We start from the raw sequence: 19,987 nt of genomic DNA, 5'->3' as shown, positions 1-19,987 counted from the left end.
ACCTCTGGAAACGGGGGCGCTGTTCACGTTCTGCCATGAGGTCAATCCGTATGTATCGGCCGAGCACGATTCCTTACCAGCAGCATCGAGGGTTCAGCCGAACCTTCACTCAGGGGCATTTGAGCCTTGGATTATTCTTTCCCATGGAGGCGTTCGACGGGGACACTCCGAGCATGCTCAACCAGGTCACACTGGCTAAACAAGCCGAGGCGCTGGGCTTCTGCGCGCTCTGGTTTCGCGACGTGCCGCTTCGCGACCCTGGCTTCGGCGATGTCGGCCAAGTCTTCGACCCCTGGGTTTACCTGGGTTATATGGCCGCCCATACCTCGGAGATTGCACTTGGCACCGCCTCCATCGCCATCCCGCTGCACCATCCCCTGCACACGGCCAAGGCGTCTGCCAGCGTAGATCAGTTGAGCACTGGTCGCTTGATTCTGGGGGTTGCTTCGGGAGATCGGCCAGTGGAGTTTTCGGCATTTGGCGTCGATCCCGAAAGGCGCGGAGAGATCTTTCGAGAACACTACGAAGTGATTCGCCGCGCCCACAGCACCAGTTTTGAGCCCATCCACTGGAGCACTGGTGAAATGCAAGGCGCAGACCTGATTCCGAAACCGACCACCCAATTCATTCCAATGCTCGTGACCGGCAACAGTCGCCAGTCACTGGATTGGATCGCGCGTGAGAGCAACGGATGGATCAACTATCCACGCATTCCGAACATGCAGCGGCTGGTCGTGGAAGATTGGCGACTGGAGGTCACGAAACAATGTGGTTCTGTGTATAAGCCCTTTACTCAGTCGCTGTACATCGATCTCGATGAGAATCCGTCAACGCCACCCACACGTATCCATTTGGGGTTCAGACTTGGACGTTACCATCTACGTTTTTTGCTGGAGTCGCTTGAGGAAATCGGCGTGGACCACGTCATTCTCAATCTCAAATACGGCAAGCGCCCTGCGGTGGAAGTTATTGAGGAATTGGGTACGCACATCGTTGCGCAGTTCGGAGTGCAGCCGCGTCAGGCAGCTCATTGAACATCGGTCACTGCTACGCCGACGAATGCTCACTTGACGAAACCATAAGGTGTCACGGCGCGGATGACCTCCGGTTCTATATCAATGATGGAGATCTTCGCGCCATGAGCGACCGGTGCCCGGCAAACAATCTACCCTACCCAGCCTAAACCCGTGATGAGCACGTTGCCTTGCATATTCTGTGCGGCTTCCACGCCGTCCCTGGACACGATTTGCGCGCATATCCTTTCACTTATACCGAGCGCGCAAGCATGGCATGAATCCTGGACACGGCACTTTAGCCATGACATTTATCTTCAATACAAGTGTTTTGATTGATCACCGCCCGGAACAGCAGCAGGCCCAGGCTATCCTGATTTTCACAAAATACATCGTGGGCCTCCCAGTACTGACTGGAGCTTCCTATTGGGTTTGCTTAGCTGGGTAGCTTGGCCGCAAGGACGTCAACCTTCTCGATTGATGGCGGTTCGGCAAATAGCTCGGCAGCGTTTGCCATGAGCGCCGCCGCGACCTTGCCCGAAAGATGAGCCTGCCGGCCCGCTTCATCCGGGAATGCGTCAAAGATGCCAAAGGTGGACGGCCCCAAGCGGATTCCAAACCAGGCTGTAGTGGCTGGCTCCTCCTCCACTAACCGAAGGCCACCCAAAAGAAAGCTCTCTACATCCTTTTCTTTCCCGGGTTTTGCTTTTAGGCGAACGAACAACGCTACTTTGACCATGATGTGGCTCCTGTTGTTACGATGCGGCTGGCGCTATCAGATCGCGATAGCTAAGAGGGGCATCCGAGACTCTTAACTATGGTCGACGATACCAGGATTACAAACCCAAATAGACCAAGGGTAGCGGCGAGTAGCGCACGAGCAGTGAGAACGACGTAGTGGGCAGCATGTAACCGCAAGTCAGCCACTTGCTCACTTGGTCCCACCCTCTGGTCTGATAATGATGATTCAACGATATCTGAAATTTAGAAAAACATAAGAGATCATGGTTGCTGTCAGGCCGACCAATATGTACTCGACGCGGGGTAAAAACACGACTAACCCGCCCAAAGAAAACACTATCAACGTGTTTTGTAGGATGTATTCCCTTATTCTACTCACGGCTATGAAATAGCCATATTGCTTACCTAGGAAAAACAAGGCCATGCCGGTGATCGACATAATCTGGAAATCGCGTATCGCAATGTCGTTCAGGATCGCATGCCTAATCAAATTTGCCAGAAGTGCCAGCCCCATAAAAAGAAAAAGGTGCGAGTAGATTAAGGCGTGCCCACTCATCCTGCTTTGATGTTTGTTCAGCAAGTAAAAACTATCAAAATAGATCCACCAGATACTGCAAATCATGATAAATCCGGTGATGGCCGCCATCACATTATAATAACCCCATTGAATGTTAGATAAGCCTCCGGAAAGGCTAATAATTGACTCCCCCAATAAGATTAGGGTGAGTAGGCCTATGCGCTCAACCAAGTGCTCTGTGTGTGCTGGCAACGGTTTTAGTTTAGTCCAGAAAAATACAGGAAACAGAATATCAAGAACAATCCCAATATAAGCAACAAGGTAACGCAAGGGCGGGTCAAAAATAACGGATGAAAGGCTAATAACTGCGCTAACTAATAGGGCGAAGCCAAGCCTTGAGGAAAGTTCGCCGCGAGAACCGAGTTTACTAATGGATGAAATATACATAACACTGATGATTGCACGTATACCAGAATAGCAGACAATAATGAGCGGGTAGTTCACTTCCAAGTCTTCCCCGATCCGTGCCGATAGCACAATGAGCAGGAGCATTATGAATAATGTTGCCAAACGGTGAAGATTGCTGTCTGTATCGAACCTGTTGGAATAAATCGTGTGACTGGACCAGATCCACCACAACGGCACAAAAAGCAGTAAGAATGTCCATAATTGCTTATGTTCAAAGTGCCCATCATGAACATGTCCGAGAGTGTGCGTAACTTGACCTATCGTAACAACGAAAGTCAGGTCAAAAAACAACTCCAACCATGTGGCGTGTCGATTTTCTTCATAATACTTCAAAGATTTCATTAGTTGCCGGCTCCGTGCCCACCTCTTTAATGTAAAAGGAAGCTAACGTTGGTTTTTCCCCGGCTCCGATGTGGGTGATGCCAAGCCGATTTGGCTCTCTAGCGATTTCGTCCACGCACTAACAAAAGCTCAATCATCTGACTCATCCCGATGAACTCTGGAACTCCGTCATACCGAAGCCCGTCAATGTAAAACGCTGGGGTGCCATTCACGCCGCTGCGTACACCGCCATTGAAATCGGCTTGTATTTTGGGAATGTAAGTATCCTCTTGCATTGCAAGATCGAATTCCTCCCTGGAAAGGCCGTGTTTGAGAACGATGGCGCGATACAGCGGCAGGCCCAATCGATCCTGATTTTCGTACAATCCGTCGTGGGCCTCCCAGAAGAATCCTCGACTCCCGGCATACTCAGCGGTGACCGCTGCACCCAATGCATGGGGGTGAGCGGTGGTCAGAGGGAAGTTACGGAACACAAACAGCAAGTCATCGCGAAAATGCTGTTGCAGATTCTTGACCATCCAATAAGCTTCACCGCAATAGGGACATTCATAGTCGCCAAATTCGACCAAGGTGACCTTGGCATGCGCACTTCCCTGGCGATGGTCGTCGGCACTTACCGGGACTTTGAGAGTGGCCATCTAATCACCTGTTAATTTTTGGTTGGCGTGCTTTGTGGCGAATTCGCCAAAGCATCCAGCGCATCCAGAATACCGTCCGCACCAGGGTTGATTGCCATCGGGGAGACGTAGCTCCAGGCAACCATCCCGTCCTTGTCAATCACGAACAGCGCACGCTTACAAACCCCGAGCTGGGACTCGTACGCTCCATACTGTCGTGCCACAGCCCCTTTGGGCTCGAAATCGGCCAGCAGGCTGAAGTGAAAATTCCGATCTTTGGCAAAGGCCTGATGACACCAGGCGCTGTCAACCGAGATACCCAGTAGCGCCGCACCGTATTCTCTGAATGTGGGTAGCAACTGGTTGTACAAAGTCAGTTGGTCACCACACACCGAAGTCCAGTCAGCGGGATAAAACGCCAATATCACGGTATTTCCCTTTAGCTCACGCAGCGACAACTGTTGATCAGGGGTTGCTTGAAGAGTGAAGTCGGGCGCGACAGTGCCGGCCGGCAGCGGCCCCTGAACCCGGTCGCCATTGGTTTTTTGTGCATCATCGAACTCTAAAGTATTCATAGCTTGAACCTTGATAGATGGGTGGTTGGGACGTGCTCAGTGGGATGCGACGTGCCCGGCGGGATAACTCCATCCACCATCAAGGGGTTCAAAAAAAGACAACGCTACCTCGATCTCAGCCTGAGCCTGAGTGATTTCGGCAGCGAAACGTTCACGTTCCGCATCAAGGAACACAAGAAGATCCGCCGTGTAATCGCGGAATTGGATTAGGCCAGGTTGGCAGGGGAATGGTCAGATTCGCTCTGGCTCACCAATGACTATAGTCGTTGATGACGCTTACCGTAGTAGCTGAACGATTTTTCGCTACCCTCCAGTGCCAACAACACTCACGCGCTTATCTTGCTGCCATTTCAGGCGGCGTTTTAACACGATGATTTTGGCAGCTATTTCGCCACTTCAGACAAATTTACATCTGCTTTCTGGACGACAACTGCTGCCCCTTACGACAAGCAGAAATCGACCAGAGGCAGACACTGAAACCGCCTTCAGGTCTACAGAATGAAGGTTGCTATGGGAAATGCTCTGGACAAACGAGTCGTTGTCATTAGTGTGTTGATGTTGCAAGGCTTGCCTGAGCGCCAGCAAGAACAATTGATCCAAGCCATGAGACAGATCCAGACTCAATTGGGCGACGGTGATCATTCCTACATCCTGCGCGATTCACAAGCGGGCGATATGGGTATCGTTGTTCAGCAACAAGCGCAACTCTATGCCCGCGAATACGGTTGGAATATGGAGTTCGAAGCGCTGGTGGCGGAAATCGTCGCCAACTACCTTCGTGAGTTCGACCCGTCCTGCGAGCGATGCTGGATCGCGGAAAAAGAGGGCACAGTTATCGGTTCGGTCTTTGTCGTCAAACATGACCAGACGACCGCCAAGCTGCGGATGCTCTACGTTGACGCGAGCGCCAGGGGCATGGGAATCGGCAATCGGTTGCTGGAAGAGAGTATTCGGTTTGCGCGGCTCGCGGGCTACAAGCACATGATCCTCTGGACAACCAGTGTGCTTGTCGATGCCCGAAAGCTCTATCAGAAAGCAGGTTTCCATTTGGTCGAAGAAGAACAGGTACACAGCTTCGGAAAAGACCTCGTCAGCCAGACTTGGGCTCGGGAACTGTAAGTGTCGGGAGCACTGGCCGCGAGGGATCGAAATCTGCCAGTGCTGAACGGCTGCAATGGGTCGGGAGCGGTCAGTCCGGAGCGGCGGCTTTCGACCCAAAGCGGCCCTTCGCCGAGGTCGGCAATCGGCCAAAAGAAGCCGTCTGAGCCAGCAAGCAATTTTTTGTGTTAAGCGTACAAAAGGAAGCTAAGGAAAAAATTCTTTGCCTTAGCTTCATGCCGAATCTACCCTGTAAACGCGGCCAGCGATTCCGACTACGTGGCTGGCAGCGTCGCCCGGTTCCAATGCTCATCACGGCTTAGCAGGACGGCACTAGAGCGACCCTCGCTTGCTCTTTGTCACGAAGCTCGCGACAGTCGCAGTTCCTTAAAGTCATCCTGCAGGAATCGGAACTTGTGACGAAACAGCCCTGCAAGCTTGTTGTCCGCTGTTGCAAAGAAGATTTGACGCGAACCGCTGATTGCCAGATCTCGCAGGTGATCAAGGAATGACAACATGTTGATATCGTCGATGTGTGCCACCGGGTCATCGAAGAGCAAAATAGGTGGCCCTGACTGCAGGCGGCCATTCATTGCCAAGAACAGCGACAAGGCGAAGGCAGCCCGCTGGCCGGTACTCATTTGATGAAGCTGAACCTCTGCACCGTTGCTCCTGCGAATAATTACAAGCTTGCCTTGATCAGTCTTTAACTCAAACTCGTTGGGCATGTGGATGCTTGCAAATGTGCGGGCGATCTCCGCAGCGTTTTCAGTCAAAATCTGGTTGGTCAACTCCCCTCCCGAACGCTGTTGAGCAAGCTCCCCCAGCACTGCTTCGGCTTCAACTGCACGCCTTATTTGCGTGTCCAATTCGCCAATCTTGGTATCGAGCTCAGCGATGGTCGATGCCTCTTGATTGAGCTCCGTATCGTTTGAGGTCTCAACAGCTTCCGCTGTGGCGACGTTGATAAGCATTTGCCGCATTGTGGCAAGGTTGATACCAATCTGTTCGGCGGTCGATTCAGTATCGATTGTTAGGATCGAAGTTAAGGTCTGTCGAGCACCCAAAGCAGCATCCAAATCCTGAAACTGCTTTTTGACGGCCTGAGCGAACTGCTCGGGATCGTCTAGCACTTCAATCGATAAGCGAGCAGCCAAGGCTTCACTTTCTTGCCTTACCTCATTCAACTCCTCAATTGCGGAAGCTGAGGCAGCCTGAGTGGCATTTAGCAATTCTTTTTTATCAGCCTGAACTTGGAGCAGCGCATCTAGAGACGTTAATTCAGACAGTCCTGCGATCAGTAATTTTCGGGAAAGGTCTTCACTAGAAAGACCTTCTGCCGAGAGCAGATTGATTTTCGATAGGCTGGCATCAAGCTCGTATCGGTCTTGCTCCAACTTCCTTTTTTCCTCATCAATCAACCGGAGCGCCTCTTCGACGGTGATGAGCAGATCAGAATTGCCGAAAAACGATTTCACTGAAGTCAGAGTCGCCATAGTCACTTTGGCTTTAGCCAGCTCGTCGCTTTCGAACGTGATCGTCGCTTGCAACATCGCTGCGTGCTCCGATGTGCTGCCTTCAATATCTGACATCATGCGGGCAAGTAACTGACCTTCCTCAAACTCTGTTTTGCACAGCGGGCAATGATTAGGATCAACCTGAACTTGCAGTAATTCCTGGGCAGCTACCAGAAGTCGCTGCTTCAAAACGGTCATGGCGCTTTGGGTCTTTTCAAAAGCCTGAAGAGACAACCGCGCTGATTCAAGTCGGCGCCCAGACTCCTCTACTTGACCGGTTATCGAAGCAATCACAGCTGCCAGTGGCTGGTTCAGATACGTCTGGATCGGCTGCATATCGATGAGGCTGGGAGTGGTGGCTAATCTCGCGCTCGAAGCACGCACACGCCCTTGAAGATCCTGTGTATCTTGAATCAAACGTGAAAAGTCGGTGCGAGCATACGCCAGTAGTGACTCTGTTACGGCGATCGACTCCAAGGTGGCCTGCGCTTCCCTGTTCGCATTGGATTGCGCCAGCCGAGCGGCCTGGGCGCGCTGATCTAGCGCATCTGCTTTTCTGGCCTCGTCCTCCAGGCTTGCAAGGATCATTTGAGCGTCACTGAAATTACTGTGAAGTGCATCGATCGATGATCGCCGGATAAGCGCGACTGCGGATGTGGCCTTTTGAAGTTCATCCCTGAACGCCTCGAGGTGCCCCTTTTCTGCCGGTGGCTGAATCCAGCCCGACGCTCGGGTTGCCGTCAGTAACTCCAAGAACAAACTGTCAGACAGCTTGGGGATTGTTTTGAGATAGTCCAGGCGCTTTTGAGATGACTCTTTTAACCGCTGATTTGTAGAATTTTCTCGGCGAGAACCCTTCAGCTCGTCCTGCAACTGCGTAAGGACGCGGCGCAACCGATCCCCAAGCTGTTCTGACGCGGCGCCGAGCACCAACCGAGTTACATCTTCACCGATTTGATCCGAACTCGAAGTAACGCTGAGCTCGACGGCTGCGTCGGTGTCGAGAAAGTTAAACTTCGCAAAGCTGTGCTGAATAGTGGCGTTCTTTAGGTCGGTTTTGGCGTACCAGTTTGAGTGTCGCGCACGCAGGCGCGTCGTATTCGTGGTCGAATTTAACTTTTCTCCCGTATCCCCAAAATCCAGAACCACAGATGTTTTCGGGAGAACGGGAGATTCCCGACGATTCGTTCCGCAATAAGCGAACTCAATTGCCTCGAGCAGTGAAGTTTTTCCAACTCCGTTACTGCCGACTATCAGGTTGACCCGGCCAAGCTCATGAACCTTTTGCTCAGGGTGAGAGCGAAAACCTGTGATGGCCAGGCTCTGGATAAAATTATCGACTGCGGCCTCTTCGCCGGAAAGCAAGGAAACCGGAGAAACGGCCTTCCCCACCGTGTCGGTTGCACCAGCGACAATTCTGCGTACCGCCTCGGGAACCGTGATGTCACTGTCAAGGATGAAGTTCAGCTTATGCTGGGATAGCGCCTCCGACCATATTGTCGCGAGGTCGACGGGCATGGTTCTTACAGCCTGCGGTGTAGCGGCATCTGCAAGCAGTGGAGCGATCTCATCTTCTTGAATGACTCGCTTTCTAGCATATTCCCGATCTGCTTCGATCGTTGCTTTCAGCCGACCGAACTCACCACCTTGAGCCTCTTCATCACTGGTGACGAAGTACAGATAATGGCTCCAGCGCAGATCCGTCGAGACATCACTCGAGAAGTACATCCCGGAGAGAACGTCTTCCTGGTAACTCTTGAGAGAGGCCGCAGCTTGCGCAAGCTGATCATTCAGATCAAAGTAGCGCACGGCATAGTCACGCTCACCGAAACGGTCAACGCCTCGAAATATGCCATTTCCAACATGCTCAAGATCAGGGTATCGGTTCTTGAGCATCGCCTCGACACGTTGCGCATTGATCATTATCTATCCTCTGAAAAATCCACCGGAGACGCGCTGGCGGGTGTGTCGATGAGATTCATTCCCTCAGGGCCTCTAGCGCCGTATTGATTGTCCCTGCGGAACACGACACAAAGTCTGTCAGGAGCGCGTACGATGGCATCGTTCATGGCTTCGGAGTCCAGGCCTGCGCGTGCAGCATCAATGGACGCTTGTTCAACGAGCGCTAAGCGAAGCATACGGTGTGCACTTTCGATGGCAGCATCGTTCGCTTGGTCAGAGAGGTAGACAAGTGCCGCAGAACCGAGGCCACCGGACGTGGGTTCAATGTTGTGATGCGGAGCTTGTCGGCGCCACGAGAATTTGAAACCTTGGGCCAAGTCACGAACCGCCGCCGGCCAGGGAACGGCAGACTGGGCAAGCCCAATTGCATCGTGTGCGCGCTGCAATCTTTGAGTGCGATACGACACTCCAGGCCGGTTCACGTCCTTATCCTGATGGACTGTCACGCGGCGAATGGATTCTTCATCCCTATCGAGGCGCAGAGCATCCAATTCCTTAGTGGTGTACCACGTGGATGGTTTGCCTCGAGGCCCCATGAGAATCTCAATTGCACGCTCCACTGCAAGTGGGCTAGCCGTAGATGCTAGAAGTAAATCTGCACTGATCGACCGATACCCCACCAGCGCTTCGGCAAAACCGTCATTTGCGACGGAGCCGGGTAGCCAACTGCTGGTGTCCGCGTTCCAGGCCCAGCGCTCTTCAACCCTGATGAAGTTTTTTGTAACCAGTGCTTGCTCACCCGGAAACAGGAGCTTCTGCTTTTGCAGAAGAATGACCTGTCCTTCGTAGTTCAGGAAGAAGGCATGCCACCGTTGATCAAGCAGGCAGTAGTACAAACCACCACGATGAAGCTCATCAATCAGACCATCATCAGCGCTGAACTTTGCCGGAGGAGCATACCAAGCTGATCCTGCAACGTTGTTCCATTCAGAAAACCTACCTGCACCTTTGGCTTCCTTGACGTTCTGAGCCCAGTTCAAGCACAGAAGCTCTACGTGACTGTTCGATCCAACAGAACAAAGCCTGGTGCGATAGCTTGCATAATCAGCATGTGCTGGCTTGGGATTGAGCTGGATATGGATCAGAAGACAGTTAGTATGGAGGTGATCTACGTGCTCCGTGAAATCGAAGGCGTCGGAACATATGATGGAGGCAAGGCACATGTTTCCGACTGCACGATTGAAGACATACACCGCTTGCCCTAAACACAACGAGGATTGCTCTACATCCAGAGAGTCTCGACACGCGACAGTCTTTAGTTGTACTAAAAGCACTAGCACGGATTGACCATTTTGGTCATGAGCCCAGAAGACGTAGAGCAGTGGATCGACATAGCGTCGTTGCGCCGCCTGTCTTGGATCGAGCGGCTCATGAAGAAATACGCAATGGTCTGCAGCCTGAAAACGATTTCCCAAGTCCTGCAAAGCATTCGGGGAAATACTCTCGCATCCAAGCACCCATATAGAGCCTTGTGGCGGTCGATAGCGTCCGGCAACTATTTCCTCTACGACAGTCCAAGGAACACAGTATTCGGGGGCGACCACCAAATCCGCATGCTGTTGAACGGCGGACTCGAGAAAGCCGCTACAAAGGGCATGCCCAATCTCCCTGTCCGCATGGCCAATACGCTGTTCGTTGGCTTCAATCACGCCGGTAGGTTGGAGAAGGATAGCCCTATAGGGTTCGCGGGCTGGGTTTAGCGCCTGCAAGCTCATCAGCCAAAGGGGAATCGCTTGCTCCCGCAGCACTTGTTCTACTTCTACGATCCTTATCACCAACCAATCTCCCGGACCAGATGCCGACGAATAACTTTCGGTACACGCGAAGTGCTCAGGTGACTCAGCATCCTTCTGTCAGTCGAGTGTAACAAAGAGCAAAGGGGTTTCGCCGAATCGTGGAGTGATCGCTTTTGGCCGACTGCTGCCCTTGGCGAAGGGCAGCTTAGGGTCGTAAGCGGTCTTTCACCCAAGACCGCATACGGCCAGAATCTCTAGCTGCCGCAACAGACTGCAACGTATTGGTCAGCCTCAAGCGCAGGCCGCTCTGCGCGCCTTAAACCTTTGAATTCAAAAGCAAGCCAGATCGTCAAAATGAATGCATCAGCACTCAGACGGTAACGCCTCCTCCTTCCCTCTGCCAGAAACTTGAATCCCCACCCCAACCCCGTTAACCTTGCTCAGTCGCTGTAAATCCAGCGTCCAGGTTTGGTCACCTGAGATAAATCAAGGCGCACAAAGCGCCGCATCCGAATCAGTGGCGCTTTTTTGTGTCTGCTGTTTCGTGTTATGGCGGCTGTGCGTGGGGCGCATTCGTGCGCGCCGGGTTCCTTGATTCCCGGTTGACCAACCTGCGTACAGCCGCCACCCATCGTTTGGTCACGATGCTGGTCGGCTCCACCAATCAAGGAGCTGCACAATGACAAAAATCGTCCCTGATCCCCCACTCCCCAACACCCCGCGCAAACCCGCCTACACCTCCTTCGGCTGTTGCCACGGCGATCACCCTCCCCTGTTTTCCGTGCGCGAAGACATCAAGCTCGAAGATGCGCTGGTCTACCTGTCGATCATGATCCAGTGTGCAAGGGACACCACCGCACAAGCCTGCGAACGCGCCGATGAGCAGTTCAAAAGCCTGCTGATGGCCTCGCAACATTCGCTGGAATTGAGCAACGCATTGATCGAGTCGGTGCTTGATGGCATGGAGGCGAAAGCGGTCAGTAACTGATGACGCAACACACGGGCCGCACACGCGGCCTATCGAAAGCAAAGAGGTGCGAGCGACCGCGTTCGGCCTTGTCTCAAATAGTGCCAAGGCCGCCCAAGATGGCCCACTCGCCCATCCCACTCAGCTTCAGACGGCAGCCGACTGCCTCAACCTGCGACTCAACCCAGGCGTCTTACCCGTAACACGCTTGAACGCCCGACTGAACGCCGCCTGAGACGTATAGCCCAAACGCTGCGCGACCTCTTCAATAGGCAACCTTTCCAGCGTCAGCCACTGGCTGGCAAGCCGCATTCGCACTTCGGTGACGTAGCGCAGCGGGGTCATGCCAATCGTCAATTGAAAACGCTCCGCAAAGACCGAGCGGGACGTATTGCATTGCTCCGCCAACTGCTCGACGGTCCAGTCGCGGCCCGGCTGTTGATGCAGCGCCAGCAGTGCACCAGCCAGGCGCGGATCGCGCAGGGCGGCAACCAGGCCAGAGGCGTTACCGCAGGCGCACTCGACCCAACCTCGAACGACCATGGCGGCGACCACGTCGGCCAACCGCGCGAGGATGCCGGCGAAGCCGATGCGTGCGGCGCTGACCTCGCGCTCCATGGTGGTGAGAATCGGCACCAGCCCGGGGTAACGCTGGCCGCCGGCATCAATCAGCATCAGGCCCGGCATCAGCTTGCCAAGGCCATGCAGGCTGCCCAATTCGAACTCCATGCAGCCACTGAACAAAAGCGTGGTCGGCATGGCACCGACATCGGTTCCGGTGTCCACCGCGCTGACGGCGTCGCCCAGCGGCTCGCCGTCCAGAAGGTCGATTTGCTGCACGGGCACGTGTGTATCCGAGAGCAATTGATGGGCCGCGCCATGGGAGATGAAGACGGCGTTACCGGCGCACAGCGCATAGGTTGTGCCGTCTTCGATGCGCAGCACCGCGTTGCCGACCGCCAGGAAGTGGAACCAGGCATGCCCGGGTTTGGCAGCGAAGCCCAAGCCGAAGGCCGGGCCCGCCTGGATACGCCGGTAGTCGACACCGCGCAGGCGCATGCCGCGCAACAGCTCGTTGATGAGATCGGAAGAGAAGGCAGAGGGGTCCGTCGGCATGATTCAGGTGTTCTGGTCAAAAAATCGAGTTTTTCGATCATAGATCATCCGGGTTCTCGCGCCTAGACTGCGGGTCGCAATTGAAGATTGGGAGATCCGTGCAATGACTGACCTTGTTTGCAATGCCGTACCCGACAGCCGTCCCGGCGCCGGGCCGGATGCAGAACCTGCAACCCCCGCGTGGATGGCCGTGTTCTCGCTGGCCATGGGCGTGTTCGGCTTGCTGACCGCGGAGTACCTTCCGGCCAGCCTGTTGACGCCAATGGCGACCGAGCTGGGGGTATCCGAAGCGCTGGCTGGCCAGGCGGTAACGGTGACAGCCGTGGTGGCGCTGTTCGCCGGCCTGTTGGTGCCAGGCCTGACTCGCAGTATCGATCGCCGCTGGGTGTTGCTGGGTTTTTCCACGTTGATGATCGCGTCCAATCTGTTGGTCGCCGTTTCCTCCAGTTTCGTGGTGCTGTTGTTGATGCGTATCTTGCTGGGCATCGCGCTTGGCGGGTTCTGGAGCATGGCGGCGGCGGTGGCGATGCGTCTGGTGCCGGGGGCTTTGTTGCCGCGAGCGCTCTCGATCATTTTCAGTGGCATCGCCATCGGGACGGTGGTTGCGGTCCCGCTGGGTAGTTATCTGGGTGGGCTATATGGCTGGCGCAGCGCGTTCTTTGCAGCGGCGGCGGTGGGGGTGGTGACCCTGGCGTTCCAGTCAATCACGCTGCCGAGCCTTGCGCCGCGCCGCCCGGCACGCCTGCGCACGGTGCTTGAAGTATTGCTGCGCCCAGGCATTGCCATGGGGATGTTCGGTTGTGTGCTGGTGCACAGCGGCCACTTCGCGATGTTCACGTATGTTCGGCCATTCCTCGAAGGCACGACCGGCATTGGCCCGCAAGGGCTGTCGCTGATGTTGCTGGGTTTTGGTGTGGCGAACTTTGTCGGCACCCTGGTGGCCGGGTGGATGCTTGCTCGTTACCCGCTGGCCACCCTGGTGTCGATGCCCGCGCTGGTGGGCGTTGCGGCACTGGCGCTGGTCCTGTTGCCGGCGTCGGTGCCAGGGCAGGCCGTACTGCTGGCGGTGTGGGGCCTGGCCTTTGGCGGTGTGCCGGTGGCGTGGTCGAACTGGGTCGCCAACGCGGTCCCTGACCAGGCGGAAAGCGCCGGGGGCATGGTGGTAGCGTCGGTACAGTCGGCCATCGCCACAGGCGCAGCCGCGGGTGGGGCAATGTTCAGCCTCGGTGGCAGCGCAGGCGTATTCGTGGCGGCGGCCGTGCTGATGCTGCTGGCCGCGGTGCTGATTGCACTGCGGGTGCGAGTACCTTCGGTAGAGGGCGCTGTGCTGAACCGGTCGGCGCGCCACTGATGATTCAGCTCTGCGGCGCGATCCGCGATAGCGCCTTGCGCGCCGCCCTCCCCTTGGTCGATACACGCCAGGCGACGCGGCAGCGAAGAATCGGTCAGCGGCCCCGGGGGCTATCTGCGAGCCAGTAATAGTCTGGCCAGTAAGGCCAGACATGGCGGTCGCGATGCACATGCTTGAGCGACAGGGTCTGGCCCGGGTGAAAGTGATCAGCCGGGTACTGACCTGACAACAGAACGGTGCGCGTTGTTGCGATCAGCGACTGGCAATAGTCACGCGCGGCTTTGTCGGCCCCCAGCACCTGACTGTGCGCAATTGAAAAGCCGAAGGCCGTCATCGGATGCCCGTCATTTTTCAGCCGGGTGAAGACAGGGGTCGGCTGCCGATACTCGGCAACGGGAACGATCTTGCCACCCAGTTGGCAGGCAAACTCCTGGGCCAACAGCGGTGGGCAGACAAGCAGCAGCAGGCACAGTTTGAGCTTCATGTTCACGTCACAGTTCAAGTGTCCGGCCCGGCGCGTGGCGACTGACAGGCCCAAGCCACGCAGTCTAAGCCCGGCCATGGCGTGTGACCACACCGGGTGCCCCTCACCCGGTGTGCGTCAGGCTCGCCTCAGTAGATATACGCCAACCTGAACTGCAGCGAATGGTCGGTCATCGGCCCCGAGCGCACGTCCACATCCCGCCAGTACTGCCCCATTACCTGCCACTGCTTGCCCAGCATGGTGGTCGCCGACAGCCCGACGGTGCCGTTGTTGTGGCTGGTTTCCAGGGTCTGCCCGTCCAGCGTCTCGCGCGAGCCCCAGTTGTGCCGGTACGACAGCGCCACCGAGGTGGCCGGGGTGAAGTTGTAGCGCAGGTGGTTGTGCAGCTGGATCAGCGGGTCACGGTGCGCACCGGTGTCGCGCTGCTCCTGGTAGAACTCGGTCTCGGCGATCACGTCCCACGTCCAGCGTTCGTTGAAGCCGTGCACATAGCCCACCTGGAAGTCCGCCGCCCAGCGGTTGCCGCTCAGGGCAAAGCCCTGGTTCTTGTCGGCGCCGGTGGGCGCGGTGACGAACAGCGACCAGCCCAGGTGGCGGTTGCGCTCCATGTCGGCCAGGCTCCACACCGTGGCGCCGAAGGTGATGTCGCCCAGGCCGCTGTTCTTCTGGCCGGTGGCGCCGATTTCCTGATGGCCGTAGGGGATGATGATCTGCGGGTCCCAGATCAGGCCGGTGTTGAAGAACTCGGTGAAGTGCACCAGACGCAGCACGCCCACGGTCAGGTCCAGGTCGAGGTTGTCGGCGGCGCGCTTGCCGCCCATGTACGAGCGGTCGATACGCGGGTTCTGCTGGTACAGCAAGGCCAGGTCGGTGCCCGGTGGCAGCGCGGCATAGTCGCCGGAGTCGGGGCGTACATCGGCCAGCGCGGGGCTGGCGCACAGGGCAAGGAACAGCGAGCACGGCAATGCGCCGCCTTTGTGCAAAAGCGCTTTCATGGGGGTCACCTGTCTACCGGTTAATTGTTATTGGAACGGGTTGAGGCTGCCCCGCTCGCACGCCTGGCGAGCGGGGTCGAGGGGTGGCTTACTGCGCCGCAGTGGCGTCGGCGGCGGCGCGCAGGTCAAGGCTGCGCTTGATGATGTATTGCTGGATCAGTTGCATCTGCGGCATGTCCAGCACCCCGGCAAAGCTCGGCATGCCCTTGCTCATGAACGCACCGCTGACGATGCCGACGAAGGCCTGGTGCTTGTCCGGGCTCAGGTAGCGCAGGTCGGGGATCACCCCGCCGCTGGCGGCGTTGAGGCCGTGGCAGGCACCGCACATGCCGTTGAACAGGGTGCGGCCCTGGGCGATTTCATCCGCCGAGGCGGTCAGCGCGGGCACTTGCGGTGGCCGCACCGGCGCCTTGCGCGGCGGCGGCAGTTCGCCCTTGGCGCCGAGCTTGAACACCAGCACGCGGGACTCTGGCTGGACCTTGCCCTTGTCGGTCAGGCCGCCTGCGATCAGCGGCATGATGCCGCCCCAGCCGGCCATGAACGCCACGTACTGCTCGCCCTTGACCTCATAGGTGACCGGCCCGCCGAGCACGCCGGAGTTGGCGCGGTGCTCCCACAGCTGCTTGCCCTTGTCGGCGCTGAAGGCCATGACGCGGCCGTCCGAGGTGCCCTGGAACACCAGGTTGCCGGCGGTGCTGAGGGTGCCGCCGTTGCCGGACTCGACATAGTCGTGGGTCCAGGCGGCCTGCTGTTTGACCGGGTCCCAGGCAATCAGGTGGCCGCGCCAGGCGCTGCGGATCTGGTTGAACACTTTCGGGTCTTCCGGCAGGTCGGGCACGTCCAGGCCGAAGTTCACCACCGACTTGGTCGGCAGGAACAGTGGCTTGTCGGCGGCCTTGAGTTCGGCCACGGTGTCCTGGGCCGGAATGTACACATAGCCGGTGTTGGGGTTGTACGACATCGGGTGCCAGCTGTGGCCGCCGAGGAAGCTTGGCTGTATCACCTTCGGCGCCTTGGCGTAGTCGGCCTGGTCGGTGAGGATGGGGCGCCCGGTCTTGGGGTCCAGGCCGCTGGCCCAGTTCACCTGCACGAAGTTGTTGCCCGAGATGAACTCGCCGTTGGTGCGGTCGATCACGTAGAAGAAACCGTTCTTGGGTGCCTGCATCAGCACCTTGCGGGTCTTGCCGTCGATCTGGATGTCGGCCAGCACGATCTGCTGGGTGGCGGTGAAGTCCCAGCGATCGCCGGGCGTCACCTGGAAGTGCCACACGTACTCGCCGGTTTCCGGGCGCAGCGCGACGATCGACGACAGGTACAGGTTGTCGCCCTCACCCTGGCTGCGGAACTGGTAGTTCCACGGCGAGCCGTTGCCGGTGCCCACGTACAGCAGGTCCAGCTCGGGGTCGTAGGACATCGAGTCCCATACGGTGCCGCCACCGCCCCACTTGACCCAGCCATTGCCCTTCCAGGTTTTCATGGCCTTGGCCATGGCCTCGTTTTCCGGTGGCAGCGCCGGGTCGCCGGGCACGGTGAAGAAGCGCCAGGCCTGCTTGCCGGTCTCGGCATCGTAGGCGGTGATATAGCCGCGCACGCCGAACTCGGCGCCGCCGTTGCCGATCAGCACCTTGCCTTTGACGATGCGCGGGGCGCCGGTGATGGTGTAGCTCTTGTTGGGGTCCAGAACGGTGTCGACGCTCCACACCTCCTTGCCGGTGGCCGCATCGAGGGCGATCAGGCGCCCATCGAAGCTGCCCACGTAGACCTTGCCCTGCCACACGGCCACACCGCGGTTGACCACGTCGCAGCAGCCCTGGCTGAGTTTCTCCATGGGGATCTTGGGGTCGTACTTCCACAGCGGCTTGCCGCTGGCGGCGTCGAAGGCATACACGATGCTGAAGGCACCGGTGGTGTACATCACGCCGTCGACCACGATGGGGGTGGCTTCGGTACCGCGATCGATGTCGAGCTTCTGCGTCCAGGCCAGGCCAAGCCCGGCGACGTTCTGGTCGTTGATGCGGGTCAGCGGGCTGAAGCGTTGTTCGTCGTAGGTACGCCCGTGGGCGAGCCAGTTGGCGGCGTCCTGGTTGGCGTTGAGCAGTCGGTTGGCGTCGATGTTGCCGGGCGTGCCGGCGTGGGCGAGCGTTGACACGTAGAGCACGGCAAGCGGCATCAAGCGTTTCATTTTTTATTGTTATCCCGTTCTGGGTGGATCAATGAGTGGCGTGGCAGGCCATGACGGGATTAGAGCAAAGTCGGAGGGGGTAAAGCGCTTGCGTGTGTGCCAGGTATTTTTGTGTGCGTGCCATATTGCGGAGGCTGCTGCGTAGCCCATCGCGGGTCAAGCCCGCTCCCACAGGGACGGCGATAATCCTTGTGGGAGCGGGCTTGACCCGCGATCGAGCGCGCAGCGCTCGGCGTTACACCGGGCGCTTGAGCACCAGCGTCAGGATGTCGTAGCTGGCCACCAGCTCACCCAGCTGGTTGGTCACTTCCACATCCCACGCCACCACCCCTTGCGGCTGGCCCAGCGGGCTGGATTTGCCCTGATCGATCTTGCGCTTGCAGGTCAGGCGCGCCTGGATGGTGTCGCCAATGCCCACCGGGCTGATGAAACGCAGGGTGTCCAGGCCATAGTTGGCCAGCACCGGCCCCTCGCCCGGCGACACGAACAGCCCCGCCGCCGCCGACAGCACGAAGTAGCCATGCGCAATGCGTTTGCCGAACTGCGATTGCCTGGCCGCAATGTCGTCGAAGTGCATGTAGAAATGATCCCCCGACAGGCAGCCGAAGTTCACCAGGTCCGCCTCGGTCACGGTACGCCGATGGGTCAGCAGCGACTCGCCGATGCGCAGCTCTTCGAAGTGACGACGGAACGGGTGCACCTCGCTCTCGTACACCTGGGCACCGCGCACATACTCGCCGGTCACCGCCATCAGCATGCTCGGCGAACCCTGCACTGCCGCACGCTGCAGGTAGTGCTTGACCGCCCGCAGCCCACCCAGCTCTTCACCGCCACCGGCACGCCCAGGGCCGCCGTGCTTGAGCTGCGGCAAGGGCGAACCGTGCCCGGTGGACTCCGCCGCCGCCTCGCTGTCGAGGATCAGCAACCGACCGTGCCAGGCTGCAGCCACCGGAATGGCCTTGGCTGCCACCTCGCGGTCGGCGGTCACCAGGCTGGCCACCAGGCTGCCCTTGCCGCGCGCGGCCAGCGCCAGCGCTTCGTCCAGGTCGTGGTAGGCCATCAGCGTGCTCACCGGGCCGAAGGCCTCGATGTCATGGGCACCGCCATCGGCGTGCGGGTCGCGTGCCTGCAGCAGGGTCGGCGCAAAGAACGCCCCTTCGCTCACGCCCTCGCCCCGTGGCTCGAAACCATCGCTGGCGCCGAACAGCTGGTCGCAGCTCTGCAGCAGGCTGCGCACCCGCTCGCCCACGTCGCGCTGCTGGTCATGGGAAGCCAGCGCGCCCATGCGCACGCCCTCCACCGACGGGTCGCCCACCACCACCTTGCTCAGGCGCTCGCGCAGGCGCGTGGCCACGGCGTCCAGGTGCTTGGCCGGCACGATGGCGCGGCGGATGGCGGTGCACTTCTGCCCCGCCTTGGTGGTCATCTCGCGCACCACTTCCTTGATGTACAGGTCGAACTCGGCATCGTCCGGCTTCACGTCCGGGCCCAGGATCGCGCAGTTGAGCGAGTCGGCCTCGGCGGTGAACGGCACCGAGTGGCGGATCAGGTTCGGGGTCACCCGCAGCTTGGCCGCGGTATCGGCAGAACCGGTGAAGGTCACCACGTCCTGGCCTTGCAGGCGGTCGAGCAGGTCGCCGGTGCTGCCCACCACCAGTTGCAGGCTGCCGGCCGGCAGCAGGCCGGACTCATCCATCAGGCGCACCACCGCCTCGGTCAGGTAGCTGGTGGAGGTGGCCGGCTTGACGATGCACGGCATGCCGGCCAGAAAGGTCGGCGCGAACTTTTCAAGCATGCCCCAGATCGGGAAGTTGAACGCGTTGATGTGCACCGCAAGCCCCGCACGCGGCACCAGGATGTGGCTGCCGGCGAAGGTGCCCTGCTTGCCCAGCGGGATGGCCGGGCCTTCGTGCAGCAGGTTGCCCGAGGGCAGTTCGCGGCTGCCGATGCCGGCATAGGCGAACAGCGTGGCGTTGCCGCCCTCGATGTCGATCCAGCTGTCGGCGCGGGTTGCGCCGCTGTGGTGGGACAGTGCGTAGAGCTGTTCCTTGCGCTCGGCCAGGTACAGCGCCAGGGCCTTGAGCCGCGCGGCACGCTGCTGGAAGTCCATCGCCATCAGGCTGCGCAGGCCCTCACGGCGCGCATGCTCGATGGCTTCGGCAAAGTCGGGCCGCTCTTCATGGCTGTATGCCAATACGTGCCCGTCCAGGGCGCTGCGCAGCGGCTGCGCGCCATGCTGGCCGAGCCAGCGGCCGGCGATGAAGCTTTGCAAGGTTGGGGCAACAGACATGAGGTGTCCTCCGGTT

General features: G+C 58.3%; 14 protein-coding genes and 2 pseudogenes. 4 read left to right on the top strand and 12 right to left on the bottom strand.

The annotated features are described in order from the left end of the window. Positions 1-50: 50 nt before the first annotated feature. On the top strand, positions 51-1,034 hold the full coding sequence (locus CR917_RS24050) for an LLM class oxidoreductase (RefSeq protein WP_043862986.1): 984 nt from the start codon (positions 51-53) through the stop codon (positions 1,032-1,034). A gap of 38 nt (positions 1,035-1,072) precedes the next feature. Here CR917_RS24050 and CR917_RS27835 read toward each other — a convergent pair. From CR917_RS27835 to CR917_RS24025, 5 genes and pseudogenes are all read right to left on the bottom strand, one after another. Next, a pseudogene (locus CR917_RS27835) lies at positions 1,073-1,252 on the bottom strand (potassium transporter); the annotation flags it as partial. A gap of 197 nt (positions 1,253-1,449) precedes the next feature. Further along, entirely contained in the window at positions 1,450-1,752 is a 303-nt protein-coding gene (locus CR917_RS24040) for a putative quinol monooxygenase (RefSeq protein ID WP_043862987.1), read from the bottom strand. A gap of 228 nt (positions 1,753-1,980) precedes the next feature. Continuing rightward, positions 1,981-3,081 carry a low temperature requirement protein A gene (locus CR917_RS24035; protein ID WP_104573058.1) on the bottom strand — a complete coding sequence of 367 codons (1,101 nt, stop codon included), beginning with the start codon at positions 3,079-3,081 and terminating at the stop codon, positions 1,981-1,983. Positions 3,082-3,179: 98 nt separating this feature from the next. Continuing rightward, on the bottom strand, positions 3,180-3,719 hold the full coding sequence (locus tag CR917_RS24030; protein ID WP_012051936.1) for a thioredoxin domain-containing protein: 540 nt from the start codon (positions 3,717-3,719) through the stop codon (positions 3,180-3,182). An 11-nt stretch (positions 3,720-3,730) separates the two neighbouring features. Beyond that, positions 3,731-4,273, bottom strand: coding sequence for a redoxin domain-containing protein (locus CR917_RS24025; protein WP_043862990.1), 543 nt, complete (start codon positions 4,271-4,273; stop codon positions 3,731-3,733). A 558-nt stretch (positions 4,274-4,831) separates the two neighbouring features. Here CR917_RS24025 and CR917_RS24020 point away from each other — a divergent pair. After that, positions 4,832-5,392: pseudogene (locus tag CR917_RS24020) on the top strand (GNAT family N-acetyltransferase); the annotation flags it as partial. 338 nt (positions 5,393-5,730) lie between these two features. Here the strand turns inward: CR917_RS24020 and CR917_RS24015 are convergent. Continuing rightward, on the bottom strand, positions 5,731-8,811 hold the full coding sequence (locus CR917_RS24015) for an AAA family ATPase (protein WP_104573057.1): 3,081 nt from the start codon (positions 8,809-8,811) through the stop codon (positions 5,731-5,733). Further along, a complete protein-coding gene (locus CR917_RS24010) occupies positions 8,811-10,625 on the bottom strand; it encodes a hypothetical protein (RefSeq protein WP_256589752.1) in 1,815 nt (604 codons plus the stop codon). Before CR917_RS24010 ends, CR917_RS24015 begins: the two co-directional genes overlap by 1 nt. A 640-nt stretch (positions 10,626-11,265) precedes the next feature. On the opposite strand from CR917_RS24010, the gene CR917_RS24005 reads away from it, so the two are divergent. Then, positions 11,266-11,574, top strand: a complete 309-nt coding sequence (locus CR917_RS24005; RefSeq protein ID WP_078480193.1) for a DUF3077 domain-containing protein — start codon at positions 11,266-11,268, stop codon at positions 11,572-11,574. 126 nt (positions 11,575-11,700) lie between these two features. Here CR917_RS24005 and CR917_RS24000 read toward each other — a convergent pair whose 3' ends face one another. Next, the gene (locus tag CR917_RS24000; protein ID WP_104573056.1) at positions 11,701-12,669 is read right to left on the bottom strand and encodes an AraC family transcriptional regulator; all 969 of its coding nucleotides are present in this window, start codon (positions 12,667-12,669) and stop codon (positions 11,701-11,703) included. Between the two features lie 103 nt (positions 12,670-12,772). On the opposite strand from CR917_RS24000, the gene CR917_RS23995 reads away from it, so the two are divergent. After that, on the top strand, positions 12,773-14,020 hold the full coding sequence (locus tag CR917_RS23995) for an MFS transporter (protein ID WP_104573055.1): 1,248 nt from the start codon (positions 12,773-12,775) through the stop codon (positions 14,018-14,020). A 94-nt stretch (positions 14,021-14,114) separates the two neighbouring features. Here the strand turns inward: CR917_RS23995 and CR917_RS23990 are convergent, their stop codons facing one another. The 4 genes from CR917_RS23990 to paaZ form a co-directional block, all read right to left on the bottom strand. Then, positions 14,115-14,504, bottom strand: a complete 390-nt coding sequence (locus CR917_RS23990; protein ID WP_146095038.1) for a hypothetical protein — start codon at positions 14,502-14,504, stop codon at positions 14,115-14,117. Between the two features lie 128 nt (positions 14,505-14,632). Continuing rightward, positions 14,633-15,499 carry a transporter gene (locus CR917_RS23985; protein WP_043862995.1) on the bottom strand — a complete coding sequence of 289 codons (867 nt, stop codon included), beginning with the start codon at positions 15,497-15,499 and terminating at the stop codon, positions 14,633-14,635. A gap of 88 nt (positions 15,500-15,587) precedes the next feature. Next, a complete protein-coding gene (locus CR917_RS23980; protein WP_104573054.1) occupies positions 15,588-17,681 on the bottom strand; it encodes a PQQ-dependent dehydrogenase, methanol/ethanol family in 2,094 nt (697 codons plus the stop codon). A 235-nt stretch (positions 17,682-17,916) separates the two neighbouring features. Further along, entirely contained in the window at positions 17,917-19,971 is a 2,055-nt protein-coding gene (paaZ, locus tag CR917_RS23975; protein WP_104573053.1) for a phenylacetic acid degradation bifunctional protein PaaZ, read from the bottom strand. Between the last annotated feature and the right edge of the window lie 16 nt (positions 19,972-19,987).

The organism is Pseudomonas sp. BRM28 (assembly GCF_002939405.1).
In the GTDB taxonomy this organism is placed as follows: domain Bacteria; phylum Pseudomonadota; class Gammaproteobacteria; order Pseudomonadales; family Pseudomonadaceae; genus Aquipseudomonas; species Aquipseudomonas palmensis.
Note: the sequence above shows the minus strand (reverse complement) of the source record. Positions and strands in the feature narration are given on the sequence as shown.